At 66.9% G+C, this 24108-nt stretch carries 17 protein-coding genes and 1 tRNA gene; 4 read left to right on the top strand and 14 right to left on the bottom strand.

Features of this window, described 5'->3' with window-relative positions; genetic code table 11:
• Positions 1-168 precede the first annotated feature (168 nt).
• From gyrA to EBB59_RS02290, 9 genes are all read right to left on the bottom strand, one after another.
• Positions 169-2739 carry a DNA gyrase subunit A gene (gyrA, locus tag EBB59_RS02330; protein ID WP_122100525.1) on the bottom strand — a complete coding sequence of 857 codons (2571 nt, stop codon included), beginning with the start codon at positions 2737-2739 and terminating at the stop codon, positions 169-171.
• A 367-nt stretch (positions 2740-3106) separates the two neighbouring features.
• Positions 3107-4165, bottom strand: coding sequence for an S-methyl-5-thioribose-1-phosphate isomerase (gene mtnA / locus EBB59_RS02325; RefSeq protein ID WP_122100524.1), 1059 nt, complete (start codon positions 4163-4165; stop codon positions 3107-3109).
• A 171-nt stretch (positions 4166-4336) separates the two neighbouring features.
• Positions 4337-5092 (bottom strand): DUF3011 domain-containing protein, encoded by a 756-nt coding sequence (locus EBB59_RS02320; protein ID WP_245978941.1) that lies wholly within the window; start codon positions 5090-5092, stop codon positions 4337-4339.
• A gap of 76 nt (positions 5093-5168) precedes the next feature.
• The gene (gene epmA, locus EBB59_RS02315) at positions 5169-6149 is read right to left on the bottom strand and encodes an EF-P lysine aminoacylase EpmA (protein ID WP_122100523.1); all 981 of its coding nucleotides are present in this window, start codon (positions 6147-6149) and stop codon (positions 5169-5171) included.
• Between the two features lie 6 nt (positions 6150-6155).
• A complete protein-coding gene (gene ligA, locus EBB59_RS02310) occupies positions 6156-8360 on the bottom strand; it encodes an NAD-dependent DNA ligase LigA (protein WP_122100522.1) in 2205 nt (734 codons plus the stop codon).
• A 165-nt stretch (positions 8361-8525) separates the two neighbouring features.
• A complete protein-coding gene (gene zipA, locus EBB59_RS02305; RefSeq protein WP_122100521.1) occupies positions 8526-9242 on the bottom strand; it encodes a cell division protein ZipA in 717 nt (238 codons plus the stop codon).
• Between the two features lie 19 nt (positions 9243-9261).
• On the bottom strand, positions 9262-12765 hold the full coding sequence (gene smc, locus EBB59_RS02300; RefSeq protein WP_122100520.1) for a chromosome segregation protein SMC: 3504 nt from the start codon (positions 12763-12765) through the stop codon (positions 9262-9264).
• A 208-nt stretch (positions 12766-12973) separates the two neighbouring features.
• Entirely contained in the window at positions 12974-13216 is a 243-nt protein-coding gene (locus EBB59_RS02295) for a BolA family protein (RefSeq protein ID WP_425451783.1), read from the bottom strand.
• A 50-nt stretch (positions 13217-13266) separates the two neighbouring features.
• Positions 13267-13566 (bottom strand): YciI family protein, encoded by a 300-nt coding sequence (locus EBB59_RS02290; RefSeq protein WP_122100518.1) that lies wholly within the window; start codon positions 13564-13566, stop codon positions 13267-13269.
• A gap of 256 nt (positions 13567-13822) precedes the next feature.
• Between EBB59_RS02290 and EBB59_RS02285 the strand changes: the two genes are divergently transcribed.
• From EBB59_RS02285 to EBB59_RS02265, 4 genes are all read left to right on the top strand, one after another.
• Positions 13823-14737, top strand: coding sequence for a segregation and condensation protein A (locus EBB59_RS02285; RefSeq protein ID WP_122100517.1), 915 nt, complete (start codon positions 13823-13825; stop codon positions 14735-14737).
• A 51-nt stretch (positions 14738-14788) separates the two neighbouring features.
• The gene (gene scpB, locus EBB59_RS02280) at positions 14789-15616 is read left to right on the top strand and encodes an SMC-Scp complex subunit ScpB (protein WP_122100572.1); all 828 of its coding nucleotides are present in this window, start codon (positions 14789-14791) and stop codon (positions 15614-15616) included.
• Positions 15613-17136, top strand: coding sequence for a pseudouridine synthase (locus EBB59_RS02275; RefSeq protein WP_122100516.1), 1524 nt, complete (start codon positions 15613-15615; stop codon positions 17134-17136). Before scpB ends, EBB59_RS02275 begins: the two co-directional genes overlap by 4 nt.
• A 935-nt stretch (positions 17137-18071) precedes the next feature.
• Entirely contained in the window at positions 18072-18644 is a 573-nt protein-coding gene (locus EBB59_RS02265) for a YajG family lipoprotein (protein ID WP_122100514.1), read from the top strand.
• A gap of 1202 nt (positions 18645-19846) precedes the next feature.
• Here EBB59_RS02265 and EBB59_RS02255 read toward each other — a convergent pair.
• The 5 genes from EBB59_RS02255 to pheS form a co-directional block, all read right to left on the bottom strand.
• A tRNA-Pro gene (locus EBB59_RS02255) sits at positions 19847-19923 on the bottom strand.
• 33 nt (positions 19924-19956) lie between these two features.
• Complete coding sequence (locus EBB59_RS02250; RefSeq protein WP_122100512.1) at positions 19957-20313, bottom strand: MerR family transcriptional regulator; 357 nt, start codon at positions 20311-20313, stop codon at positions 19957-19959.
• On the bottom strand, positions 20297-20593 hold the full coding sequence (locus EBB59_RS02245) for an integration host factor subunit alpha (RefSeq protein ID WP_122100511.1): 297 nt from the start codon (positions 20591-20593) through the stop codon (positions 20297-20299). Before EBB59_RS02245 ends, EBB59_RS02250 begins: the two co-directional genes overlap by 17 nt.
• Before the next feature lie 6 nt (positions 20594-20599).
• Positions 20600-22975 (bottom strand): phenylalanine--tRNA ligase subunit beta, encoded by a 2376-nt coding sequence (gene pheT / locus EBB59_RS02240; protein WP_122100510.1) that lies wholly within the window; start codon positions 22973-22975, stop codon positions 20600-20602.
• A gap of 57 nt (positions 22976-23032) precedes the next feature.
• On the bottom strand, positions 23033-24043 hold the full coding sequence (gene pheS / locus EBB59_RS02235; RefSeq protein ID WP_122100509.1) for a phenylalanine--tRNA ligase subunit alpha: 1011 nt from the start codon (positions 24041-24043) through the stop codon (positions 23033-23035).
• Positions 24044-24108 lie beyond the last annotated feature (65 nt).

Raw genomic sequence — 24108 nt, 5'->3', positions numbered from 1 at the left:
GGCCCGCATGCGTCACGATACCCCTCAAGCGGACACGTATGCCGAAACGGCCGGCTCGCAAAGGTATTCCATACGGATTCCCCCGCGAACATTCAGAGAATCGCTGGGCCGCGCAGGACAAGCGGCGGCGCGGACGCCACGCCGCCGCTCACCACGCGGAGCCGGCACTCAAACGCTGCTATCCGGCTCCTCGCCATTCTCGTCGAGCGATACGTCCAGGCGCTCGATGGCCTGCAACTTCTCGTCCTTCGCCACTTTCATCAGTGTCACACCCTGGGTGTTGCGGCCCACCTGGGCAATCTGCGAGGCCGGCGTGCGCACCAGGGTGCCGCCATCGGAAATCAGCAGTACATCGTGGTGATCGGTGAGCTGGATGGCGCCGATCAGGCGGCCGTTGCGCTCGGTGGTCTTGAGGGCGATGACCCCCTGGGTGCCGCGCCCCTTCTTGGGGAACTCGGCCAGTTCGGTGCGCTTGCCGAAGCCGTTCTCGCTGGCGGTCAGCACATCGCCCTCGCCATCGACCACGATCAGGCTGACCACTTCCTCGCCTTCGGCCAGCCGCATGCCGCGCACGCCGGTGGCGGTCCGGCCCATCGAGCGCACGGCGTTCTCGTCGAAGCGCACCGCCTTGCCGTTGGAGGCGAACATCATGACGTCGCGCTCGCCATCGGTGAGTTCGGCGTTGACCAGCGCGTCGTCCGCATCCAGGTTGATGGCGATCTTGCCGCGCGCCAGGCGGAAGGCGAACTCGGTCAGCGGGGTCTTCTTGACCGTGCCGTGGCGGGTGGCGAAGAACACGTACTTGCCCTGTTCGTATTCGCGCACCGGCAGCACCGCCTGCACTTTCTCGTCGGCTTCGAGCGGAATCCAGTTGATGATCGGGCGGCCGCGCGCGTTCGGGCCGGCATCGGGCAACTGGTAGACCGAGAGCCAGAACACCCGACCGGCGCTGGTGAAGGTCAGCAGCGTGTCGTGGGTATTGACCAGCCACAACTGGTCGATGAAATCCTCGTCCTTGGTCGCCGCCGCGTTGCGGCCCTTGCCGCCGCGCTTCTGCGCGCGGTAGGTGGTGGCCGGCTGGCGCTTGGCGTAGCCCGAATGCGAGAGCGTCACCACCACATCTTCCGGCGCGATCAAGTCGAGGATGTCGAGATCCTCCTCGCTGGCGCGAATCTCGCTGCGGCGCGCATCGCCGAACTCGGCCTTGAGGTTCGCCAACTCCTCGCGGATCACCCGCATCAGCACGCCCGGCTGTTCGAGGATTTCGATCAACCCGCGGATGGCATCGAGCAGTTGCCGGTACTCCTCGGTCAGCTTTTCCTGCTCCAGCCCGGTCAGGCGGTGCAGGCGCATTTCCAGAATCTGCTGGGCCTGCGTCTCGGTGAGCTGGTAGACGCCCTCGATCAGACCGACGCCCTTCGGCAGCCCTTCCGGCCGCGAGGCTTCCGCGCCGGCGGCGGCCAACAGCGCCCCCACCATGCCCGGCTGCCAGCGCCGGGCCAGCATCTTCTGCCGCGCCTCGTCCGGGTTGGCCGAGGTCTTGATCAGCTCGATCATCTCGTCGATGTTGGCGAGCGCGACGGTCAGCCCTTCCAGGATGTGCGCGCGCGAACGCGCCTTGCGCAGCTCGAAGATGGTGCGGCGGGTCACCACCTCGCGGCGATGGCGCAGGAAGGCTTCGAGAATCTGCTTGAGGTTGAGCAGCTGCGGGCGGCCATCGACCAACGCCACCATGTTGATGCCGAATACCGATTCCATCGGCGTGGAGGCGTAGAGGTTGTTCAGCACCACCTCGGCGGATTCGCCACGCTTGACCTCGACGTAGATGCGCATGCCGTCCTTGTCGGACTCGTCGCGCAGCTCACTGATACCTTCGAGCTTCTTTTCCTTGACCAGCTCGGCGATCTTCTCGATGAGTCGCGCCTTGTTGACCTGGTAGGGAATCTCGGTGACGACGATCGCCTCGCGGCCGTTGTCGTTCACCTCGATGTCGGCCTTGGCGCGCATCCGTACCCGGCCCTTACCGGTGCGGTAGGCGTGCTGGATGCCGCCCACGCCGTTGATGATGCCGCCGGTGGGGAAGTCCGGGCCGGGGATGTATTCCATCAGCCCGTCGATGTCGATCCCGGGCGTCTCGATCATCGCCAGCAGCGCATCGACCACCTCGTTGAGGTTGTGCGGCGGGACGTTGGTCGCCATGCCCACCGCGATGCCGGCGGAACCGTTGACCAGCAGGTTCGGGAACCGGGTCGGCATGACCGTCGGCTCCAGCTCCTTCTCGTCGTAGTTGGGCTGGAAATCGACGGTTTCCTTGTCGATGTCGGCCATCAGCTCGTGCGCCATCTTCGACATGCGCGCCTCGGTGTAGCGCATCGCCGCGGCCGGATCGCCATCGACCGAACCGAAGTTGCCCTGCCCGTCCACCAGCAGGTAGCGCAGCGAGAAGGGCTGCGCCATGCGCACCAGCGTGTCGTAGACCGATGCGTCGCCGTGCGGATGGTATTTACCGATCACGTCGCCGACGATGCGCGCCGATTTGTAGTACGGCTTGTTGCTGTGCGCGCCCAATTCGTTCATGGCGAACAGCACGCGGCGATGCACCGGCTTCAGGCCATCCCGGACATCCGGCAGGGCGCGCCCGACGATCACGCTCATCGCGTAATCGAGATAGCTGCGGCGCATTTCGTCTTCGAGATTGACCGGAATGATTTCGCGGGCGGAGTCGGTCGATTGGGACATCAGCGTTCCGTGTTCGGGTTCGGATGGGCGGCGTTTCGGTCAACCGCGCAAGGCCCGGAGGGGGCGCTTCGCGCGCGCGCCTCGGGCCGCATCGGAAAGACGCGGGATTTTAGCATCCGACAGCCCCCAGCGACAGTTGCAAGCCACGGAAAAACAAGGGGTTGCCGTGCGCCGCCGCCCCGCCGGGGCCAGCCACGGCAGTCGTCTCAGATGCTTGGCGGCGCATGCGCGGATCGCCGCCGGGACGCCCTTCGCCAAGCATCCGTGTCTCAGTGATCGGCGGCGGCCCATCACCGGCAGCCGGCCTTCAGCGCCTTCAAATCGCCCCGGCCGCGCGCGACACGGCCGGAACGTCATGAGTGAGGCGTCAACGCTTGCCGAACGTCGCGTCCATCGCGGCCGCGTTCGGCCGCGTCACCACGCCGCGCTCGCTGACGATGGCATCGATCAGCCCGTGCGGGGCGACATCGAACACCGGGTTCCAGGCCCGCACGCCTTCGGCGACGGTACGCTCGCCGTGCCGAGTGAGCAGCTCGGCCGGGTCACGCTCCTCGATTTCGATGAGATCGCCCGAAGCCGTGGCCATGTCCACCGTCGAGGACGGCGCCACCACCATGAATTTCACCCCATGGTGGCGGGCGGCGATGGCGAGCTGGCGGGTGCCGATCTTGTTGGCGGTATCACCGTTGGCGCAAATCCGGTCGGCGCCGACGACCACCCACTGCACCCGCCCGGTGCTCATCAGATGCGAGGCGGCGGCATCGGCGATCAAAGTGGCATCGATGCCGTCCTGTTGCAGCTCCCACACGGTCAATCGCGCGCCCTGGTTCCATGGCCTAGTCTCCCCGGCGAACACCCGCGCGATGCGGCCCTCGGCCACGCCGGCGCGAATCACCCCGAGCGCGGTGCCGAAACCGGCGGTGGCCAGCGAGCCGGTATTGCAGTGGGTCAGCACGCCGCTTCCCGGCGCGATGAGTGCGGCGCCGGCCACGCCCATGGCCCGGTTCGCGGCCAGGTCCTCGGTTTCTATGGCCCGGGCCTCGCGTTCAAGCACTTCGCGCCAGCCGGCGCCGGCATCGTGCAATACCGCGCGCATCCGCGCCAGCGCCCAGGCCAGATTGACCGCGGTTGGACGCGCCGCGCCGAGGCGCCGCATGGCGGGCGCGAGCTTCGCCATGGCTTCGTCGCCATCGGCGGCCTCGACGTCGCGGGCCGCCAACAGCACACCCCAGGCGGCCGAAATACCGATGGCCGGCGCGCCACGCACGATCAGCCCGCGGATGGCCGCCGCCACTTCATCGCTGCTGGCGGCGCGGGCATATTCGGTGACGAACGGCAGTTTGCGCTGGTCGAGCAATTCCAGCGCGTCGCCGCGCCAGCGGATCGGACGAATGCGGTCGTAACGGGCGTAGTCGAATGCGCTCATGCGCGGAGTCTACCGGGCGCGCCGTCACGGGCACGGATTCCGCGCGGCGGCGGGCCGCATGCGTGCCACGCCGCAATCCGGTCTTCAATACGGCCCTCGGGAAAGGCTAAAGGGCCAACCCGGCTTTTCAACGCACCCACGCCCGGCCATGCACCTTCACCGCAAACCCGGTTACCAGACCATGAATTCGGCGCGGCAGCCCTTGTCGACCCAGACCTCACGGCTGTCCCAGCCCCAACCGCTGCCGCGCTTGCAGGCGGCATTGGAAAGTTGCCGCACCAGTTCGACCTTGCCGGCCGGCGGCTTCAGCGCGCATACCTGCCGCTGCGCCTTCAGCGATTCGCAACGCAACGGCCGTCCGGTCGCGTCATCGCCGGGCATGGCGGCCGAGGCGCCCTGCACCGGCTTCTTGCGCTGGAACAACCGGCCGAAGAAGTTATCGCCGCGCTTATTCGCGCCCACCAGGAATTCGGCACGGCAACCGCGCGAGACCCAGACCCCTTCTTCGTCATAGCCCCAACTGCGCCCGAGTTCGCAATCGATGGAAGACAGTTGCCGGGTCAGGCGCACGCCCTGCCCGGTTTCGGCCGGGCAGCGCGTATGGGCGCCATTGCGCGATTCGCAGCGCAGCGAACGCATCCGCGCCGCCGCGCCGGCCTGGGCCTGCTCGCCATCGAGGGTCGGGCCGAACTCGGCGCGGCAACCACGCGACACCCAGACGCCCTGCGCGTCCTGGCCCCAGGAATAGTTGCGGACGCAGGCATTGCGCGATAGCTGACGCAGCATGGCCGCCTCGCCCTTGAACGGCAGCGGGCAGTGGCTCCAGCGCTCGGCGACGGATTCGCAGCGCACCCGCTCCGGCGTACCGGCCGACGCGGCCGGCGGCGACCCCATCCCCGCCAAGGCGATCAGGAGGAGGCAGGCCAAGCGCGGCGATGTCGGATAGTTCCCCATGCGCGCAATGTAACGCGCCGAGATGAACGCCAAGAGAAACCCGACGGACTCAGGCGCGGGCGAAATCGAAGGCGAGCACGTCGGCGATGCGGGCGGTCTCGCGCATCGCCATCAGCAGCCGGTCGATGCCGAGCGCGACCCCGGCGCAGGCCGGCAGGCCATGCGCCAGCGCGTCCAGCAGATGCTGGTCGATCGGCGGCGCGGCGCCATCGCGAGCCAGCCGTGTATCGACATCACGGCGGAAGCGCTCGCCCTGCTCGGCCGCGTCGCCCAGCTCGTGATAGCCGTTGGCGAGTTCCAGCGGGCCGAGGTAAAGCTCGAAACGCTCGGCCACGGGGTGGCCGTCGCCATCGTCGCGAAGCCGCGCCAGGGCGCATTGCGATGCCGGGTAATCGTGCAGTACGGTGATCGCATCGCACGGAAACAGGGGCTGGATGCGATGGGTCATCAGCAAATCGAGCCAGTCGTCGCGGGTCAGGCCGGCGGGATCGATGACGACATCGCCGAGCGCCGAGCGCAGATCCGCCACCGGGGCGGTGAACGGGTCGATGCCGAGCGAGCGCCGGTACAGCTCGCGGTAGGTCACGATCTCGACCGAAGCCGCCGCGCGCCCGACCAGCGCCAGCGCCGCCCGCACCAGCGCGACCGTCTCGCCGACCAGGCGATGGTGATCCCAGCCAAGCCGATACCACTCCAGCAGGGTGAACTCGGGATTGTGGCGGCCGCCGGCCTCGCCATCGCGGAACACCCGGCCCAGTTCGTAGCAATCGCCAAGGCCAGCGGCGAGCAGGCGTTTCATCGGGTATTCGGGCGAGGTGCGCAGCCAGCGCGTGCGTGGCGCGCCATCGGTGCGGCCGGAGAATTGCAGCGAAAACGGCGCGATGTGGATGTCGGTGACGCCAGCCAGCGACATCATCGGCGTTTCCACTTCCAGCACGCCGCGCGCATGGAAGAATTCGCGGATCAGGCGGTTCAGCCCGGCGCGCAGGCGCAGGCTTTCGAACGATGCGGAGGGTTGCCAGTCGCGCATGGAGCGTCAGGCCAAACCACGAGGCCGCGCACGGCGCCGCGCGCGTCCACGCGATCCAAGATATCGAAGACTGCGCTTGCCGGTTCGCAGGAACGCCGCGCGGACGGGCGGCATCCGCGCATGGGGCGTGCGGGCGGCGTGGCGATTCAGGAAACGCAGCAGCGCCGCTTCGTCCCAGATGTCGAGGCCAAGCGCTTGCGCCTTCGCCAGCTTGCTGCCAGCGGCCTCGCCGGCCACCACGATGCCGGTCTTCTTCGACACGCTGCCGCTCACCTTCGCGCCCAGCGCCTCCAGTCTCGCCCCCGCTTCATCACGGGTCATGCTGGCGAGCCCCCCGGTCAGCACCACGGTCTTGCCGGCCAGCGGCCCCTCGGTCGAACGCCGCGGCGTGCCTTCCGGCCAGTGCACGCCACCGGTGCGCAGGGCGGCGATCACCTTGCGGTTATGCGGCTGGGCGAAGAAGTGGACGATATGCGCGGCCACCACCGGGCCGACGTCGGGCACTTCGTGCAGTGCGGCTTCGTCGGCGGCCATCAGCGCGTCGAGCGCGCCGAAATGGCGGACCAGCGTTTTGGCGGTGGACTCGCCGACATCGCGAATGCCAAGCGCGAACAGCAGCCGCGCCAGCGTGGTGGCGCGGCTGGCATCGATGGCGGCAACCAGGTTTTCCGCCCATTTGGTGGCGATCTTTCCGGCCTTCACCGTTTCCGGCACGCTGCCGTCGCGCTCGTCGGCGCGGCGCTTCATCTCGATGAAATCGCCGACGGCGAGCTTGTAGAGATCGGCCACGGTCTCGACGTAGCCGAATTCCACCAGCGCCTCGGCGAAGCGCTCGCCCAACCCTTCAATATCCATCGCCCGGCGCGAGGCGAAATGGAACAGTGCCTGCACCCGCTGCGCCGGGCAGAACAGGCCGCCGCTGCAACGCGCGACCACTTCGCCATCCTCACGCTCGACCAGCGAGCCGCAGACCGGGCAATGGGTCGGCAACGCGTATGGCGGATGCAACGGCTGGCCCTCGGCATCCAGCGGGCGCTGGCATTCCACCACGCGCACCACTTCCGGGATCACGTCGCCGGCGCGGCGGACGATGACCGTATCGCCGACGCGCACGTCGAGCCGGGCGATCTGATCGGCATTGTGCAGGGTGGCGCGGGCGACGGTGACACCGCCAACGTGTACCGGTCGCATCAGCACCCAGGGCGTGACCGCGCCGGTGCGGCCGACATTGACCTCGATCGATTCGACCGTGGTGCTGGCTTCCTGCGCCGGGAATTTGTGGGCGATGGCCCAGCGCGGCGCGCGCGAGACGAAGCCCATCGCGCGCTGCTGGTCGAAACGGTCGAGCTTGTAGACCACGCCGTCGATGTCGTAGGGGAGCGCGTCGCGACGGGCGCCAATCTCGCGGTAATAGGCCAGCAGGCCATCGCCACCGCATGCCACCCCGGCTTCGGCACTGACCGGGAAGCCGAGCCGGCCTAGCCATCGCAGGGTTTCCGAGTGGGTCGGCGGCAGCGCGGCGCCTTTCACCTGGCCCAGCGCATAGGCGAAGAAACTCAACGGACGCCGCGCCGTGATGCGCGGGTCGAGCTGGCGCAGGCTGCCGGCCGCGCCGTTGCGCGGATTGGCCAGCAGCTTGTGCCCGTTGGCCAGCGCCCAGGCGTTGTAGCGTTTGAACGCGGCTGTCTTCATCACCACCTCGCCGCGCACTTCCAGTACGTCGGGCGCGTCGTCGAGGAGCCGCAGCGGGATCGATTTCACCGTGCGCAGGTTGAGGGTGACGTCCTCGCCGGTGGCGCCGTCGCCGCGGGTGGCGCCGCGCACGAACACCCCGCCCTCGTAGCGCAGGCTGATGGCGAGGCCGTCGAGCTTCGGCTCCACCGAAAACAGCGGCTCGGCATCGCCGGTTTCCTTTTCGATGCGGGCGACGAACTCGCGCACTTCGTCGTCGTCGAAGGCATTGGCGAGCGACAGCATCGGCACCGCATGGGCCACGCTCGCGAACTTCGCCGACGGCGCATCGCCCACGCGCTGGCTCGGCGAATCGGCCGTGACCAGTTCGGGATGCGCCGCTTCCAGGGCGATCAACTCGCGCATCAGGGCGTCGTAATCGGCATCGACGATGTCGGGATCGTCAAGCACGTAATAGCGATGATCGGCCGCGCGTATACGGGTGGCGAGATCGGCGTGGCGGCGGGCGGCGTCGGTCATGCGGGAATTTTACCGGCGAGGCGAAGACTTGCCGCCATGCTGGCGACGATTCGTTCGATGGCGCTTGGCCACGGGCCTCCCCGTCCGTCCCGCCGCCGCCGCGAACCAGTTGGCCGCGGCCGCGCGACTGGCGGCGACACAAGCCCTCGATCGATCAGGCCGACCTCACCAGCGCCCCGGCCTGGTCAGCGGCGGCGCCTCGCGCTGGCGGTCGTAGGCGCGCAGTTCCTCACGGATGTGGCCGATGCGCTGGCGGCCCAGCGCGTTGCGGTCGGAGTCCAGCACCACGCCGTCGAGCAGTTCCGCCATGCGCTGAGCGGTCGGCTCCATCGTTTCCCAGGCTTCCAGCGCGCTGACCGGCGCGGGCAAGGTGAGGAAAAAGGCGATAGCCGGCGTTTCCACCGCATGGATCCCGGCCATATCGAAGCTGCCGGGCTTCATGATGTTGGCGACGCTGAACACCGGACCGTCCTCCGGCTTGCGGTCGATCAGGCGATGAAACACGTTCATGTAGCCGAACACCAACCCGGCCTTTTCGGCGGCGACCACGATGTCCGGGCCGCGCAGGGTGCGTCCGGCGCGCGCGGCGACGAACAGCGAGACGATCTTGTCGAATTGGTCGTCGGCGCGGCGGCCGAGTTCGTGCTTCTGCACCGGCGCATCGAGGCCCAGCTCCGGCTGCGCCGTCGCCCCAGCGGCCTCGGCTTCGTCCAGTTCGGCGCGGATGCCATCACCCAGCGTCGGCTCGCTGCGCCCGCCCGCCCCGCGCACCCGGCGCCCCTGCCCGGCCTTCTCCGGCCGCCGGCTGGCCAGCCAGATGCCCAGGAAGAGAATCGCACCCGCGATCAGGATGCCGATGCGAATGAGCGTGGTGTCGGACATGAGGTATCCCGTTGATGGCTTACGAAGCGCCGACCATGCGCGAGGCTTCCGCAAGATCCACGGACACCAATCGGCTCACGCCCGGCTCACGCATGGTAACGCCGGAGAGCTGCTCGGCAGCCTCCATGGTCGCCTTGTTGTGGGTGACGAACAGGAATTGCACGGCCTGGCTCATCTCCTTCACCATCGCGGTGAAGCGGCCGACGTTGGCCTCGTCCAACGGGGCGTCGACCTCGTCGAGCAGGCAGAACGGCGCCGGGTTGAGCTGGAAGATGGCGAACACCAGCGCCACCGCGGTCATCGCCTTCTCGCCGCCGGACAGCAGAGAGATGTTGGAAACGCGCTTGCCCGGCGGGCGCGCCATGATGGCGACGCCGGTATCGAGCAAGTCCTCGCCGGTGAGTTCCAGATAGGCGTGGCCGCCGCCGAAGAGGCGCGGATACAGTTCCTGCACGCCGGCGTTGACGCGGTCGAAGGTGTCCTTGAAGCGGCCACGGGTCTCGCGGTCGATCTTCTTGATCGCGTCTTCCAGCGTTTCCAGCGCCAGGATCAGGTCGGCATCCTGGGCATCGAGGTATTTCTTGCGTTCCTCGGCCTCGGCGTGCTCGGCGATGGCGGCCAGATTGACCGGCTCCAGCCGGCGCAGCTTGGCATCGAAGTCGGTCACGGCCTTTTCCCAGGCGCCCGCTTCGGCATCGTGGGCCAAGCCGTCGATGACCTCCTGCAACACAAAGCCGGCTTCGACCACCTCGGTGGACAAACGGTTGGCCGCGATCATCGCCGCCTGTTGGTCCAGCTTGCGCTGGCCGATGGCCTCGCGCTGGGCCAGCGATTGCCCATCGCGCTGCTGGCGGGTCTGCTCGAAAGCGCGCAGTTCGGATTCGATGGTTTCCAGCGCGGCGCGCGCAGCGGCCAACGCCTGGTCGACGCGCACGCGCTCATCCAGCGCCGATTGCCGCTCGGCCTCCAGCGCCTGCACCGGGCTGTCGCCCTGCGCCAGTTGCGCGGACAACTCGCCCAGGCGCGAATCCAGTTGCCCACGCTGCTGCCCCATGCGCGAAAGCGCTCGGGTCAGCGAGTCGACCTGGGTACGCTGGGTTTCCACCGTCAACGCCAGTGCGTGCGCGGTCTCACGAGATTCGCGGGCGCGCTCGCGGGCGGCGTCACGCGCTTCGGCCAGCCGGCGGCGTTCGGCATCCAACACTTGCCGGGCATCCTCCAGTTCGGCCATGCGTTCGATGGCGGTTTCGAGTTTTTCCCGCGCCTCGCGGGTCTGCGCTTCGCCCTCGGCATTGCTCTGGGCGATCTGCGCCAGCTCCTGGTCGATGTGGGACAGCCGGCCGCGCGCCGATTCCAGCCGCCCCTTCTGGCTCTGCAACTGCCCGGCCAGTTCGGATACCGCCCGATGCGCCTGGTAGAGCGCGCGCTGGGCCTCCTCGCGCGATTGCTCGGCGGCCAGCGCGCGGTCGCGGAGCGTGGCGATCCGCTCTTCCAGCGCGCGCTCGTTTTCCTGCAACGATTCGATCTCGGCCCGCAGCGCCTGAATCTCGCGCTCGCGCAACAGCGCGCCCTGCTTGGCCGCGCCCGAACGCAGTACGCGCAGCCAACCCGCGCCGATGCGCTCGCCGCCACGGGTGATGACCGAAGCGCCCTCGGGCAAGCGCGGCAGCATGGCGCGCGCCTCGGCCAGCGATTCGGCCGTGTGCAGGTTGGCCAGCATGCGGCGGATCGCCAACGGGCCGCGCACCTTGGCCGCCAGCGAAGTCGGCGCGAACGCGGCTTCGCCCGCTTCCGGCGCGACCAGCGCCAGCCGGCCCTCGCCCAGTTCGCCCAGGACATCGACCAGGCTTTCCGGCGAGGCCACCAGCACGCCTTCGATCATCTGCCCGAGCGCGCCTTCCACCGCCGCTTCCCAGCCGGGCTCGACCGTCAGCGCCTCGCCGACGCGCGGCGCGCTGTCGAGCCCGCGCGCGCGCAACCAGGCCACCGCGGCGCCCTGCTCCTGCCCCAGCGCGGCGCTCTGCAACGTTTCCAAGGAACTCAGGCGGCCGCGCTTCTCCTGCGCCGATTTGCGCGCTTCGGCCAGGCGCGATTGCAGTTGACGCTGCTCTTCCTGCAAGTCGGTGACGGACTGCTTGCGCGTCTCGACCTGCGTTTGCAGGGTGTCGATGCCGGTTTTCTGCTCCTCGTGGCGCAGCTCCAGTCCGGCGAAGGCTTCGGCCAGGGCATCCAGGTCCAGCGCGGCGCGCTCCTCGGCCAGCTTCTCGCGGCGACGCTCGGCATCCAGCAGTTGGCGGTCGAGATAGCCCACACGGGTGCGCTCGACATCGCCGGCGCGCGCGGCCTCGGCCTGCTCGCGGCTCTGCGTCTCCCAACGCTGCTGCCAGTCGCCCAGCTTCGATTCGGCCTCGCGCAGGGCCTCCTGCCGCGCTTCGTCACCCTCGCGCAACTCGGCCAGGCGTGGCTCGGCGTCCAGCAGGCTTTCCCGCAGCATCTCCAAGGCTTCCTCGTCGCTGCCGATGTGGGCGACGACTTCCGAAAGCGCGGCCTCGGCCTCGTCGCGCGCGGTGACCAAGCGGGTGGCGAGTTCGTGCTGATGCTGAATCTGCTGTTCCAGCCGCGCCAGCACGCCGCCGACGCGGTAGACCTCGGCCTGCGCCTGCGCATGGGCATCGATCGCCGACTGGTGACGCTCGCGCCCGGTCTCGATCTCGCGCTCGGCCTGGCGCTGCTCGGCGACCAATTGTTCGAGTTTCGTCTCGTCGGCGGCCAGCGCCTGCCGGTGCCGTTGCAGGTCGGCATCCAGCGCGCGGTATTGCAGCGCCTTCCATTCGGCGTCCTTGATCCGCCGCTCGGCCTGGATCGCGGTGTACTGCTCGGCCTGACGCGCCTGCCGGGCCAGATGGTTCAACTGCTTGCCGACTTCATCGCGCAGGTCGGTAAGGCGCTCAAGGTTCTCGCGGGTGGCGCGGATGCGGTTCTCGGTTTCCTTTCGCCGCTCCTTGTACTTGGAGATGCCGGCGGCCTCTTCCAGGTAAACGCGCAGTTCCTCGGGCTTCGCCTCGATGACCTGCGAAATCATGCCCTGCTCGATGATCGAATAACTGCGCGGCCCCAGGCCGGTGCCGAGGAACAGATCGGTGATGTCCTTACGGCGCACCTTGGCGCCATTCAGGTAATAGCTGGACTGGCCGTCGCGGCCCACCGAGCGCTTGACCGATATCTCGTTGAAGGCGGCGAATTCGCCGGTGATGGCGTGGTCGCTATTGTCGAAGAGCAACTCCACCGTGGCCTGCGAGACCGGCTTGCGCGAATTGGAGCCGGAGAAGATCACGTCGGTGGAGCTGTCGCCGCGTAGGCGGCTGGCCGAGGATTCGCCCATCACCCAGCGCACCGCGTCGATGATGTTGGACTTGCCGCAGCCATTCGGCCCGACCACACCGGTCATGTTGGTCGGCAGATGCAGGGTGGTGGGATCGACGAAGGACTTGAAGCCGGCAAGCTTGATGGTGGACAGGCGCATGGGCGATACAGGTGGCTCCGCGATCGGGTTCACGGACAGGATTTGGATGAACTCTCGCCCGCCTCCGTGGATTGGAGGGAGGCATCTCATCATCGGCATCGGCAATCCGACACGCGAGTATACCGGTAGCGCCGCCGTTGTCGGGTCGCGCCGGCACGGCCCGTTTCCGCCGATGCGCCGGGGGCCGCCCGAATGGCGTGGCCGGGCTTCAGGCTGGCGCGCGCGCCTCGATCGCCAGCGCGTGAATGTCCTCGCGCATCATCTCGCCAAGCGCGGCGTAGACGGCGCGATGACGGGCCAGCGGCGTCATCCCGGCAAACCGAGCGCTGACGATGCGCACGCTGAAATGCCCATGGCCGTGCGCGCCGCCGCCATGACCGGCATGTTTGTGGCTGTCGTCGCGGATATCCAGTTCGGTGGGCGCGAAAGCCGCGCCGAGCAATTCGCGCATGCGCTCGATGCGCCCCGGGTTGAGCCGGGGGATATCGGCTTCGGTACGGCTCATGGCAGCACCTTGCGAAACGGGCGCACCTCGACCCGCGCGTAAACGCCGCCAGTCAAGTAAGGGTCGGCCTCCGCCCACGCGCGCGCGGCGTCGAGCGAGGCGAACTCGGCGATCACCAGGCTGCCGCTGAAGCCGGCCGGGCCGGGGTCCTCGGCATCGATCGCCGGACACGGCCCGGCCACCAGCAGGCGGCCTTCATCGCGCAATCCCGCAAGCCGCGCCAGATGGGCGGGCCGGTGCAGGGCGCGCCGCGGCAGCGCTTCGGCGCCGTCGAAACCTTCGATCAGATACCACATCGCAATGGAGGACGGATTGAGGGTGGGCGAGCGTAGCAGACCGCGCCCAGGGCCGCTCGACCTGCTTTACATGCCAACCGCATTGCGCTTACCCTTAGCCGCACGCGAGGCCCGACGCGTCCGTCATCCGGCGCCGCCGCTCGCCTTCCTCCCGATTTCATGCGCGACCCGCCCCCGTGGCGAGACGGTCGTGGATCGGATGTTGTATCGATGCCCTTTCCTCCGCCGCGGCTCCGGCCCGGCCCTTCCCGCATCCATGACCGAAGACCGCGCCGACGAGGCCACCGCACCCGCCATGCCCACGCATCCCCAGCAGCAGGAAATGCCGCTGGCGACGGTGCTCGGCCAGCCGGTGCTGGAAATCCCGAAGGATCTCTACATCCCGCCGGACGCGCTGGAAGTGATCCTCGAAGCCTTCGAAGGGCCGCTCGACCTGCTGCTTTATCTCATCCGCCGGCAGAATCTCGACATCCTCGACATCCCGGTGGCGGAAATCACCCGCCAGTACGTCGACTACATCCAGGCCATGCACGAGATGCGTTTCGAGTTGGCCGCCGAATACCTGGTGATGGCCGCGATCCTGGCCGAGATCAAGTCGCGCATGCTGCTGCCGCGCCCGGTCAACGACGAAGGCGTCGAGGAAGACCCACGCGCCGATCTGGTGCGCCGCCTCCAGGAATACGAGCGCTACAAGCAGGCCGCCGAGGACCTGGACACCCTACCCCGGCAGGAGCGCGACACCACCTGCGCCGCCGCCCAGCACGTACCCGACCACAAGGTCTCGCGCGAGCCCCCGCAAGTGGATCTGCGCGAAATGCTGCTGGCGTTGCACGACGTGCTGAAACGCGCCGAACTGTTCACCCAGCACGCGATCAGGCGCGATGCGCTCAGCGTGCGCCAACGCATGAGCGAATTGATGGAATTGCTGGGCGATGGCGCCTTCCACCGCTTCGAATCGCTGTTCACCGCCGAGGAGGGCCGGCTGGGCGCGGTGGTGACCTTCCTCGGCCTGCTGACTCTGGCCAAGGAACAGTTGGTCGAGATCGTGCAGGAAGCCCCCCTCGCCCCTATCTACGTCAAATCACTCGCCCTCGGCGAGGACGCCCAGGCCGAGATACCGCGGAGCGAGTTCGACGACGCCGAGCCGGCCACCGAGGCCGCCAGCGAATGACCCCCGATGCCGTCCATGCCCCGGCATGACGAAACCGAAGACCTGATTGCCATGGAACAATCCCTGATCAACCGCATCGTCGAAGCCGCGCTACTGGCGTCCGGCATGCCGCTCACGCTTACCCAGCTCGCGGCGTTGTTCACCGTGGACGAGCCGCCCCCGGAAGGCGGCCTGCAAACCGCGCTGGCCGAATTGCGGAACGCCTGCGAAGAACGCGGCATGGAACTGGTGGAAGTCGCCAGCGGCTGGCGCTACCAGGTCAAATCCGATGTCCACCCGTGGGTCTCCCGGCTGTGGGCCGAACGCCAGACCAAATACACCCGCGCCACCCTGGAAACCCTGGCGCTGATCGCCTACCGCCAGCCGATCACCCGCGGCGAGATCGAGCAGATCCGCGGCGTCGCCACCAACAGCAACATCATCAAGGCGCTGGAGGAGCGCGACTGGATCCGCTCGGTCGGCCACCGCGACGTCCCCGGCCGCCCGGAACTGCTCGGCACCACCAAGACCTTCCTCGACTATTTCGGCCTGAAGAAACTCGACGAACTACCGCCGCTGTCGGAACTCAAGGACTTCGGCGAACTCGACCCGCAATTCAACTTCAACGATGCCCCAATCGCCGCCGGCGCCAACGCCGACATGGCGGCGGAACCGCCCGGCGCGGCCAACACCCGCGACGAGCCCCCCCTGCCCGAACATCCCGCGGGCGATGGCGAAGAAACCGAAACCGCACCGGCATCCGCCGATGACCGGCAAGCCGCCAACGCCGCCGCCCCCACGCCGGACGATGCCGCCGAAGCCGCATCGCCCCCTTCCTCCCCTCCCGAACACGAAGAACACGACATCGCCGCCGATGGCGAAGTCAGGAGCATGCAATGAGCAACAACAACGAACGCCGCAGGCTGTCCTTGAAACGCGACGGCGCCGAGCCCGCCACCGCCAAGCTGGAAGAACGCCTGCATAAGGTACTGGCGCAGGCCGGGCTTGGCTCGCGCCGCGCGCTGGAACAGCGCATCGCCGATGGCAAGGTGATCGTCAATGGCGAGCCGGCCAAGGTCGGCATGTCGGTCAAGGCCGGCGACAAGATCGACATGGATGGCCGCAGCTTCATCGCCAGCGCGCTGACCGAGTCGCCGCGCGTCCTCATGTACAACAAGCCGGAAGGCGAAGTCACCACCCGCGAAGACCCCGAAGGGCGCCCGACCATCTTCGATGGCCTGCCGGTACTGAAAGGCTCGCGCTGGATTTCGATCGGCCGCCTCGACATCAACACCAGCGGCCTGCTGCTGCTCACCACCGATGGCGAGCTGGCCAACGCGATGATGCACCCAAGCTTCGATGTCGAACGCGAATACGTCTGCCGCGTGCGCGCGCCCGAAGGCGAGGAGACGGTCGGCGAAAAGCTCGTCGAGCACCTGCGGCGCGGCGTGACGTTGGAGGACGGCCCGGCCAAGTTCGACGCCATCGAGCGCATGTCCGGCACCGATTCGCACGACTGGTTCCGCGTCACCCTGACCGAAGGCCGCAACCGCGAAGTGCGCCGCCTGTGGGAATCGCAGGGCTGCCAAGTCTCGCGGCTGAAGCGCATCCGTTACGGCAACGTCAGCCTGCCGCAGCCGCTCCTGCGCGGGCAGTCGCAGGAACTCACCGATGCCCAGGTCACGGCGTTGCAGAAATCCGTGGGGCTGGAAGACAGCATCCCCGCCGCCCTGACGCTGCTGCCGGTAATCGGCCAGCGCCGCGCGGCGAAATCCACCGTGCACCTGGGGGGCGAGCGCAGGAGCCAGGGCGGCTACATCGGCGGCCACAATACCGCCGACGAAGGCCGCGAGCTGCGCCGCTTCGACCATGTGCGCGAAGATCGCGGCCGTCGCGGCGCCCCCCGGAAAACCGGGGGCCTGACAATCAGCGGCGAGGCCGCCGCCAAGCAGGCCAACAAGACCTTCAAGCCCAAAGGGCCGCGCCCGCAGGGCCAGCGCATGCGTCCGGGCGAACAACGTGGCGACAGCAACCCGGCGGCGATGCGCACCTGGTACGTGCCCGAGGGCGTCGATACCGGCCCCACCGGCCACCGCAACGCCGATGGCCGCGGCCCAAAGAAACCGTGGGGCAATAAACCGCGCGGCAAATCGGCCGGCCCCAATGCCGGTGGCGGCTTCCGCCAGGGCGAAGGCAACCGCGGCCAGCCCGGCAAACCGAAACACCCCTACGGGCATCCCGGCAACGCCCCCAGCTTCCCCTCCGATCACGCCACGCCCGGCTTCAACCCATATGGCCAGGCCCCACGCCAGAACCGCGGGCCTCGCCCCGGTGGCCCCCGCCCGCCAGGCAGCCGCGGCCCTAAACCGGGCGGCCCCAAACCCGGCGGCGGCAATCGCGGCCCGCGCGGGCGCGGTTGAGCTGACCGACCACGAAAACAATGACCGAGAAAACGCCGGGATTTTCCCGGCGTCTTTCATTTAAGTGCGGCAATTCCCCGGCAATTTCGGCTACGCGCCACGGCAACGCCCCACACCGGAACCGAATTCGGCGCCATCCCCCGATGCCCCGCCCACGCGCACGGAACGAGCGGCATGCCCCCCCATGCCTCCGGTATACACGCAGTTCATTAGCGCAGCTCCGCCATATGAATACGCGTCATTGCCAAATTGCCTGGCGTATCGCCTGGAAGCCTGGAAGCCTGGAAGCCTGGAAGCCTGGAAGCCTGGAAGCCTGGAAGCCTGGAAGCCTGGAAGCCTGGAAGCCTGGAAGCCGGGAAGCCGGGAAGCCGGGAAGCCGGGAAGCCGGGAAGCCGGGAAGCCGGGAAGCCGGGAAGCCGGGAAGCCGGGAAGCCGGGAAGCCGGGAAGCCGGGAAGCCGGGAAGCCGGGAAGCCGGGAAGCCGGGAAGCCGGGAAGCCGGGAAGCCGGGAAGCCGGGAAAGCGTATGCGAGCCTTCCGAGGCTTGCCTGGATCGTCCCCATCATGAACGCCGAAAACCATATTCACCTGCAATTCCCCAATGAACCGCCCCGGGGCCGATAACGCCTGGAGAACAACGCGCTCCCACCCAGCCATCCACGAACCAGTGGCTGGCATCGGCACTCGAATCAAGTGATTCGATGCTCATGGCCCTTTAATCAACGTCGATGGCTCAGCACAACTCGAAGGAACTGGCAATACGCGCTAACGGAGTGTATGTTGTCAACGGCAACAAGCAGTTCGGGGAATACAAGGCACACCATGCGATTGGCAGATCGGTGGCAAGACCTTGGATCGATCAAAGTACGAATCCATCAACCTGGCAACGGATACAGCGGCCAGGCGGAAGGGCTGACAACAACCAGATGGGGAACCCATGAAAGCAAAGATCTTCGCACTCGTTATCGCGGCAGGCGTCCTGACGGGGTGTGCCAGTAATCCACCACTCAACTTTTCTGTTCCGGATGTCGGCATAAGCCAGCAAAAGATTGATGCCGAAATGCGCTCGCTCACCGTAACGCTTGCGCGGCCAGACGAAGCGAAGGGCAAGATCCCGGCACCCGCTCAACATGAAGTGCCGCAAATGTGGCAGACCGCACTCACTGAAGCCATCAACCGCATGGCAATCTTCAAGGATGACGCACCTCGCAAGCTAAGCCTGTCGGTGAAGATACTCGCGCTTGACATACCTAACTTCGGCGCATCCATGACCACCAAGACCATCGCCCGCTACGAACTGATCGACCGCGCGACTGGCGGCATCATTTATACGCAAGATATCGAGGCGGAAGGCACCGTACCGTTCGACTATGCTTTCGTTGGCGTCATTCGCGCCCGCGAATCCATCAATCGGTCGGCGCAGAACAACATCGCCAAGTTCCTCCAGGCGCTTGAGACCGTTGACGTATCACGCCCGATGTTCCCCGCCGACCTGAACAAGGCCGAGTAGATGCGTGGACTCACGCTATCGCTTTTATGCGCGCTTGCCCTCCCGGCCTGCACGCCGAACGTCCGCCCGGATAGCTACTCGATTGGTAGCGTTGGACAAGTCAATCGATCTGTCGGTGCGACAATAATCAGCGCACGCCCAGTACGCATTGACGGATCACGCGGCGTTGGAACCGCCAGCGGCGCTGCCGCTGGCGCGGTCGTGGGCTCGAACGTTGGAGGCAGTGATTCCGCCAACGTGATCGGCGCCATCGGCGGCGCGGTAGTCGGCGGAATCGTTGGGGCGGCCGCCGAACGTGGTGCCAGCGCTACAACCGGTATTGAATACGTCGTACAGACAGAAAACGGCAACCTAATGAGTGTCGTGCAAGGCCCCGAGCCGGCACTTCAAGTGGGCGCGAAAGTATTGCTACTGTACGGCTCGCCAGCACGCTTGATCGCAGACCCAAGAAACTGACACAAAAGCCCGCCGAAGCGGGCTTTTCTCCATGCCCTGCCCATGCGCGCCGTATCTCCGCCTTTATAAAAGCCCGTCAACGATGAGGACGGACATGAAGAAATATCACTTCACCACCAAACAAATCAGTCGCTGCCGAATTGGCCGGCAACGAGGCTTTGCCCCCTAAGCACTCCATACATAGATACGGTGAACGGGACAGTGACAACACCCGATGTCTATACAAGTGAGAGGAAGAGAGCAGCCGGTTCGAGCAGCCACCGCGAAAGCCCTGGCGGGAATGTCAAACGACAAGGATTTGCTTCAGGGTAAAACGCCAGCCAACCAACGCAAGCGCGAGGGCGACTCTCCGTAGGCTACTGCGAGAGCTCGCCATCAAAACGCCAGCCCCCCAACCCGGGACGCGAGAGCGGCTCTCCCATACGCATCCTGCCGCCTTATCCGGCATCTGCGCGACTTCGTCAAGGGCAACCGTTGCCGATTGACCGCTGGAAGCGACTCCGTGAGGGTAGCAACCCTCCACGGGCCTATTGGGCTGCCCCCGCCCCTGCCAGTTGCCCCCGGATTCAATCAACCCTCCCGGGACGCCACAGACAGCCGGACAACAAAAAACCCCGGAATTTCCGGGGTTTTCTGGATTTCCCGAAACGTTCCGGGAAGCCGAGCCGCATAGGGTGGCAATAGGGTGACACCCTATGAAGACAAACGGCAACACAGAGCTAAGTCCATGTTGCCGTTGACTTTTTTGGTCGGGGTAGCCGGATTCGAACCGACGACCACTTGTCCCCCAGACAAGTGCGCTACCAGGCTGCGCTATACCCCGAGAGGCCGGCCATTATAGACGATGTGCAGCCGCTTAGCGCTTCAACAAGTGCAGGACCTCTTCCAGCTCCAACCGCACCTGCTTGATGATCTGGCTGGACAGCGCGGACTCCTGCTTGCCGCTTTCGCCCTCCAGTTGCAGGCGGGCGCCGCCGATGGTGTAGCCCTGTTCGTAGAGCAAGCCACGGATCTGCCGCACCATCAGCACGTCGTGACGCTGATAGTAGCGGCGGTTGCCACGCCGCTTCACTGGGCTCAGGCTGGGAAATTCGGTCTCCCAGTAGCGCAGCACATGCGGCTTGACATCGCACAGCTCGCTGACTTCGCCAATCGTGAAATAGCGCTTGGCCGGGATCGGCGGCAGCTCCTTGTTGCTACCTGGGTCCAGCATAAGCCTCCACTCGCTCCTTGAGCTTCTGCCCGGGGCGGAAAGTCACCACCGTGCGCGCGGTGATCGGGATTTCCTCGCCAGTCTTGGGATTGCGGCCGGGACGCGGGTTCTTCCGGCGCAGGTCGAAGTTGCCGAAGCCGGACAGCTTCACCTGCCGTCCGCCTTCCAGCCCTTGCCTCAAGGTGTCGAAAAACGCATCCACGAACTCTTTCGCCTCGCGCTTGTTGAGGCCGACTTCATCGAAAAGACGCTCGGCCATTTCCGCCTTGGTCAACGCCATCGCCACTCATCCCCTGATATTGGCACCATGTTCGCGCGCCAGCGCTTCGATCACGCTGGCCACCACTTCGTCCACTTCAAGCTCGGTCAGCGTGCGTGATTCCTCCTGCAAAATCAAGCCCATAGTGAGACTCTTGAAACCTGAATCGACCCCTTTGCCGACATAGCGGTCGAACAGGCGCAAGTCGCGCAGCAGCCCCCCCGCCGCCTGCCGGACGGTATCGGCCAGCGCCTGCCATTCGACCGCCTCGGGTACCAGGAGGGACAGGTCCCGGCGAACCGAGGGAAATTTCGAGGAAGCCTCGGCCCGACGTGCGCCGCGACGCGCCAGCATGGCCAGATCCAGTTCGAAACCGACCACCGGCAGGCCGATGCCAAGCTCATCCCAGAGGCCGGGATGCAGTTCGCCGATCCAGCCGATGCGCCGGCCGTCGCGATACACGTCGGCGGAGCGGCCCGGGTGCCCGAAGGCTTCGGTCCCACGACTGAACGCCAGCCGGGCACCGGACAGGGCCGCCAGCGATTGCAGATCGCCCTTGAGATCGTGGAAATCGACCGGACGCGAGGCCAAGCCCCACTGCTCGGCTACCGCATGACCACAGGCAACGGCCGCGATGCGTTCGATTTCCACCGGCGCCTCACCAGCCGCGGCGGGCGCGGCAAAGACGCGACCGATTTCGAACAGGCGAACCCGCGATTGCTGGCGCGCCACATTGCGCCCCAGCGCGGCCGTCAGGCCCGGCAGCAGCATCGGCCGCATCACGCCCAATTCGGCGCTCAAGGGATTAGCCAGCGCCACGCCGCCCTCGACCTGCCATTTGGCGAGCAGACCGGCATCGACGAAGGCGTAATTGATCGCCTCCTGCCAATCGCGCGCGGCCAACTGACGGCGCTGATCGCATTCCGGCACCCGCCCGGCATCCGGCGCGACCACGCGCGCCGCGCCGCCCGGCAACCTGACCGGGATGCGGTCGTAGCCATGGATACGAGCGACCTCTTCGATCAAGTCCTCTTCGATGGCGATGTCGAAACGGCGGGTCGGCGGCGTCACCCGCCAACCCTCGGCATCGCCAGCGAAAACAAAGCCAAGCGCGCCCAGGATGCGTTCGATGTCGGCATCGGCGATGTCGATGCCCAGCACCCGGGCGATGCGGCCACGGCGCAGCCCGATCGAGGCGGGCTTCGGCAGGCCGGCGGCGTCGACCGCCTCGACGACCGGACCGGGCTGGCCACCGGCGATGTCGAGGATCAGCTTCGTCGCGCGTTCGATGGCGATGCGCGGCAGTTCGGGATCGACGCCACGCTCGAAGCGGTGCGCGGCATCGGTATGCAGGCCGAGCTTGCGCGAACGTCCGATGATCGCCTCGGGCGCGAAATGCGCGGCTTCCAGGAAGACGTTCCGGGTGGCGTCGCTCACCCGGCTGTCGAAGCCGCCCATCACCCCGGCCAACGCCACCGGCTTGTCGGCATCGGTGATCAGCAGGAATTCGTCATCCACCGCCACGTCGCGACCATCCAGCAGCTTCAGCGTTTCGCCCTTGCGCGCACGGCGCACACCAACCGGCCCGCGCAGCAGGTCGCGGTCGAAGGCGTGCATCGGCTGGCCCAGTTCCAGCATCACGTACTGAGTGACATCGACCAGGAAACTGACCGGACGAATGCCGCTGCGACGCAGGCGCTCGGCCATCCACAATGGCGTACGCGCGCCGGCATCCACCCCTTCGATGACGCGGCCGACGTAACGCGACGCATCGGTGCCGGCATTCAACTCCACCACCATCGCACTATCGATGACCGGCGCGACGGTCTCGATCTCCAACGCGGAAAGTTCGCCGCCGGTCGCCGCGACCAGGTCGCGGGCAATGCCGCGGATACAGAAACAATCGGCGCGGTTGGGCGTCAGGCCCAGCTCGATCACGTTGTCCGGCAGGCCGAGATAATCGGCCAGCGGCGTGCCGGCCGGGGCATCGCCAGGCAGCTCCAGAAGCCCGGAGGCATCATTGTCCAGGCCCAGTTCCTTGGCCGAACACAGCATGCCGCTGGATTCCACGCCACGCAGTTTGGCCGTCTTGATGACCATCTCGCCCAGCTTCGCGCCCACCATTGCCAGCGGCACCTTCAAGCCCGCCCGCGCATTGGGCGCGCCGCAGACGATTTGCAACCGGCCGTGCGCGCCGGCCTCCACCTCGCAGACCTGGAGGCGATCGGCTTCCGGGTGCTTGGCGGCGGAAACGATCTCGGCCACGAGCACTTTGTCCAGCGCGACGCCGAGCGCCTCGATGCTTTCCACTTCCAGCCCGATCATAGTCAGGCGGCGTTCCAGCGCGGCGGTGTCGATGTCGGTGGCGACATGCTCACGCAGCCAATTTTCGGAGAATTTCATGGCACAGATATCATCGTGATGGAAGATGGATGCCGCCGCGGGCGGGCGGAACGCAAATCAGGCGAAACGGCGCAGGAAGCGCACGTCGTTCTCGTAGAAGGCGCGCAAGTCGTTGACGCCCTCGCGCAGCATGGCCAAGCGCTCCACGCCCATGCCGAAGGCGAAGCCGGTGTAACGCTCGGGGTCGAGACCGACCGCCTTCAGCACATTCGGATGCACCATGCCGCAGCCCAGCACTTCCAGCCAGCGCGAGGCGCCATCCTCCATTTCCCAGCGGATCACCACGTCCGCGCCGGGTTCGACGAAGGGGAAATAGGTCGGCTTGAACAGCATCTCGAAATCCCGCCCGAAGAAACCGCGCAGGAATTCCGCGATCGTGCCCTTGAGGTCGGCGAAGGTGGCACGCTCGTCCACCAGCAGACCTTCGAGCTGATGGAACATCGGCGAGTGGGTCTGGTCGGAATCGGAACGGTAGACCTTGCCGAGCGCGATCATCCGCAATGGCGGCTCCCGCTCGGCGCGGACGTGATCGAGCATGTAGCGTATCTGCACGCCCGAGGTGTGCGTGCGCAGCAAGCGACCATCGGGAAAGTAGAAGGTATCGTGCATGGCGCGCGCCGGGTGGTGCGGCGGAAAGTTCAGCGCCTCGAAGTTGTGCCAGTCGTCCTCGATTTCCGGCCCTTCCGCCACCTCGTAGCCCATCTGGCCGAAGATCGAGACCATGCGCTCCATGGTGCGCGTCAGCGGGTGCAGCGTGCCCGTCTCGCCAGCGCGTCCCGGCAGAGTGATGTCGATGGATTCGCTGGCCAGGCGCGTATCGAGCGCGGCAGCGGCCAACACGGCCTTACGCTCGGCCAGCGCATCGGCAATCGCGTCACGGGCGCGGTTGATGACCTCGCCGGCCGCTTTGCGCGCCTCGGGCGGCAATGCGCCCAGCGTCTTGAGTTGCGCGGTCAGCCTGCCGGACTTGCCAAGCAGGGAAACGCGCAGCGTTTCAAGCGCATCGGGCGCATCGGCGGCGGCGATGGCGGCCAGCGCCGCGGATTGCAAGGTGTCGATTTCACTCATCGGAAGAGGGTAACGCCGGTTGGAAGATGACAAAAGGAAACGGGGAAGGACTCGCGCCCTTCCCC

Origin of the sequence: Solilutibacter pythonis (genome assembly GCF_003697345.1) — a bacterium.
In the GTDB taxonomy this organism is placed as follows: domain Bacteria; phylum Pseudomonadota; class Gammaproteobacteria; order Xanthomonadales; family Xanthomonadaceae; genus Solilutibacter; species Solilutibacter pythonis.
This window is presented reverse-complemented; position numbering and strand designations above follow the sequence as displayed.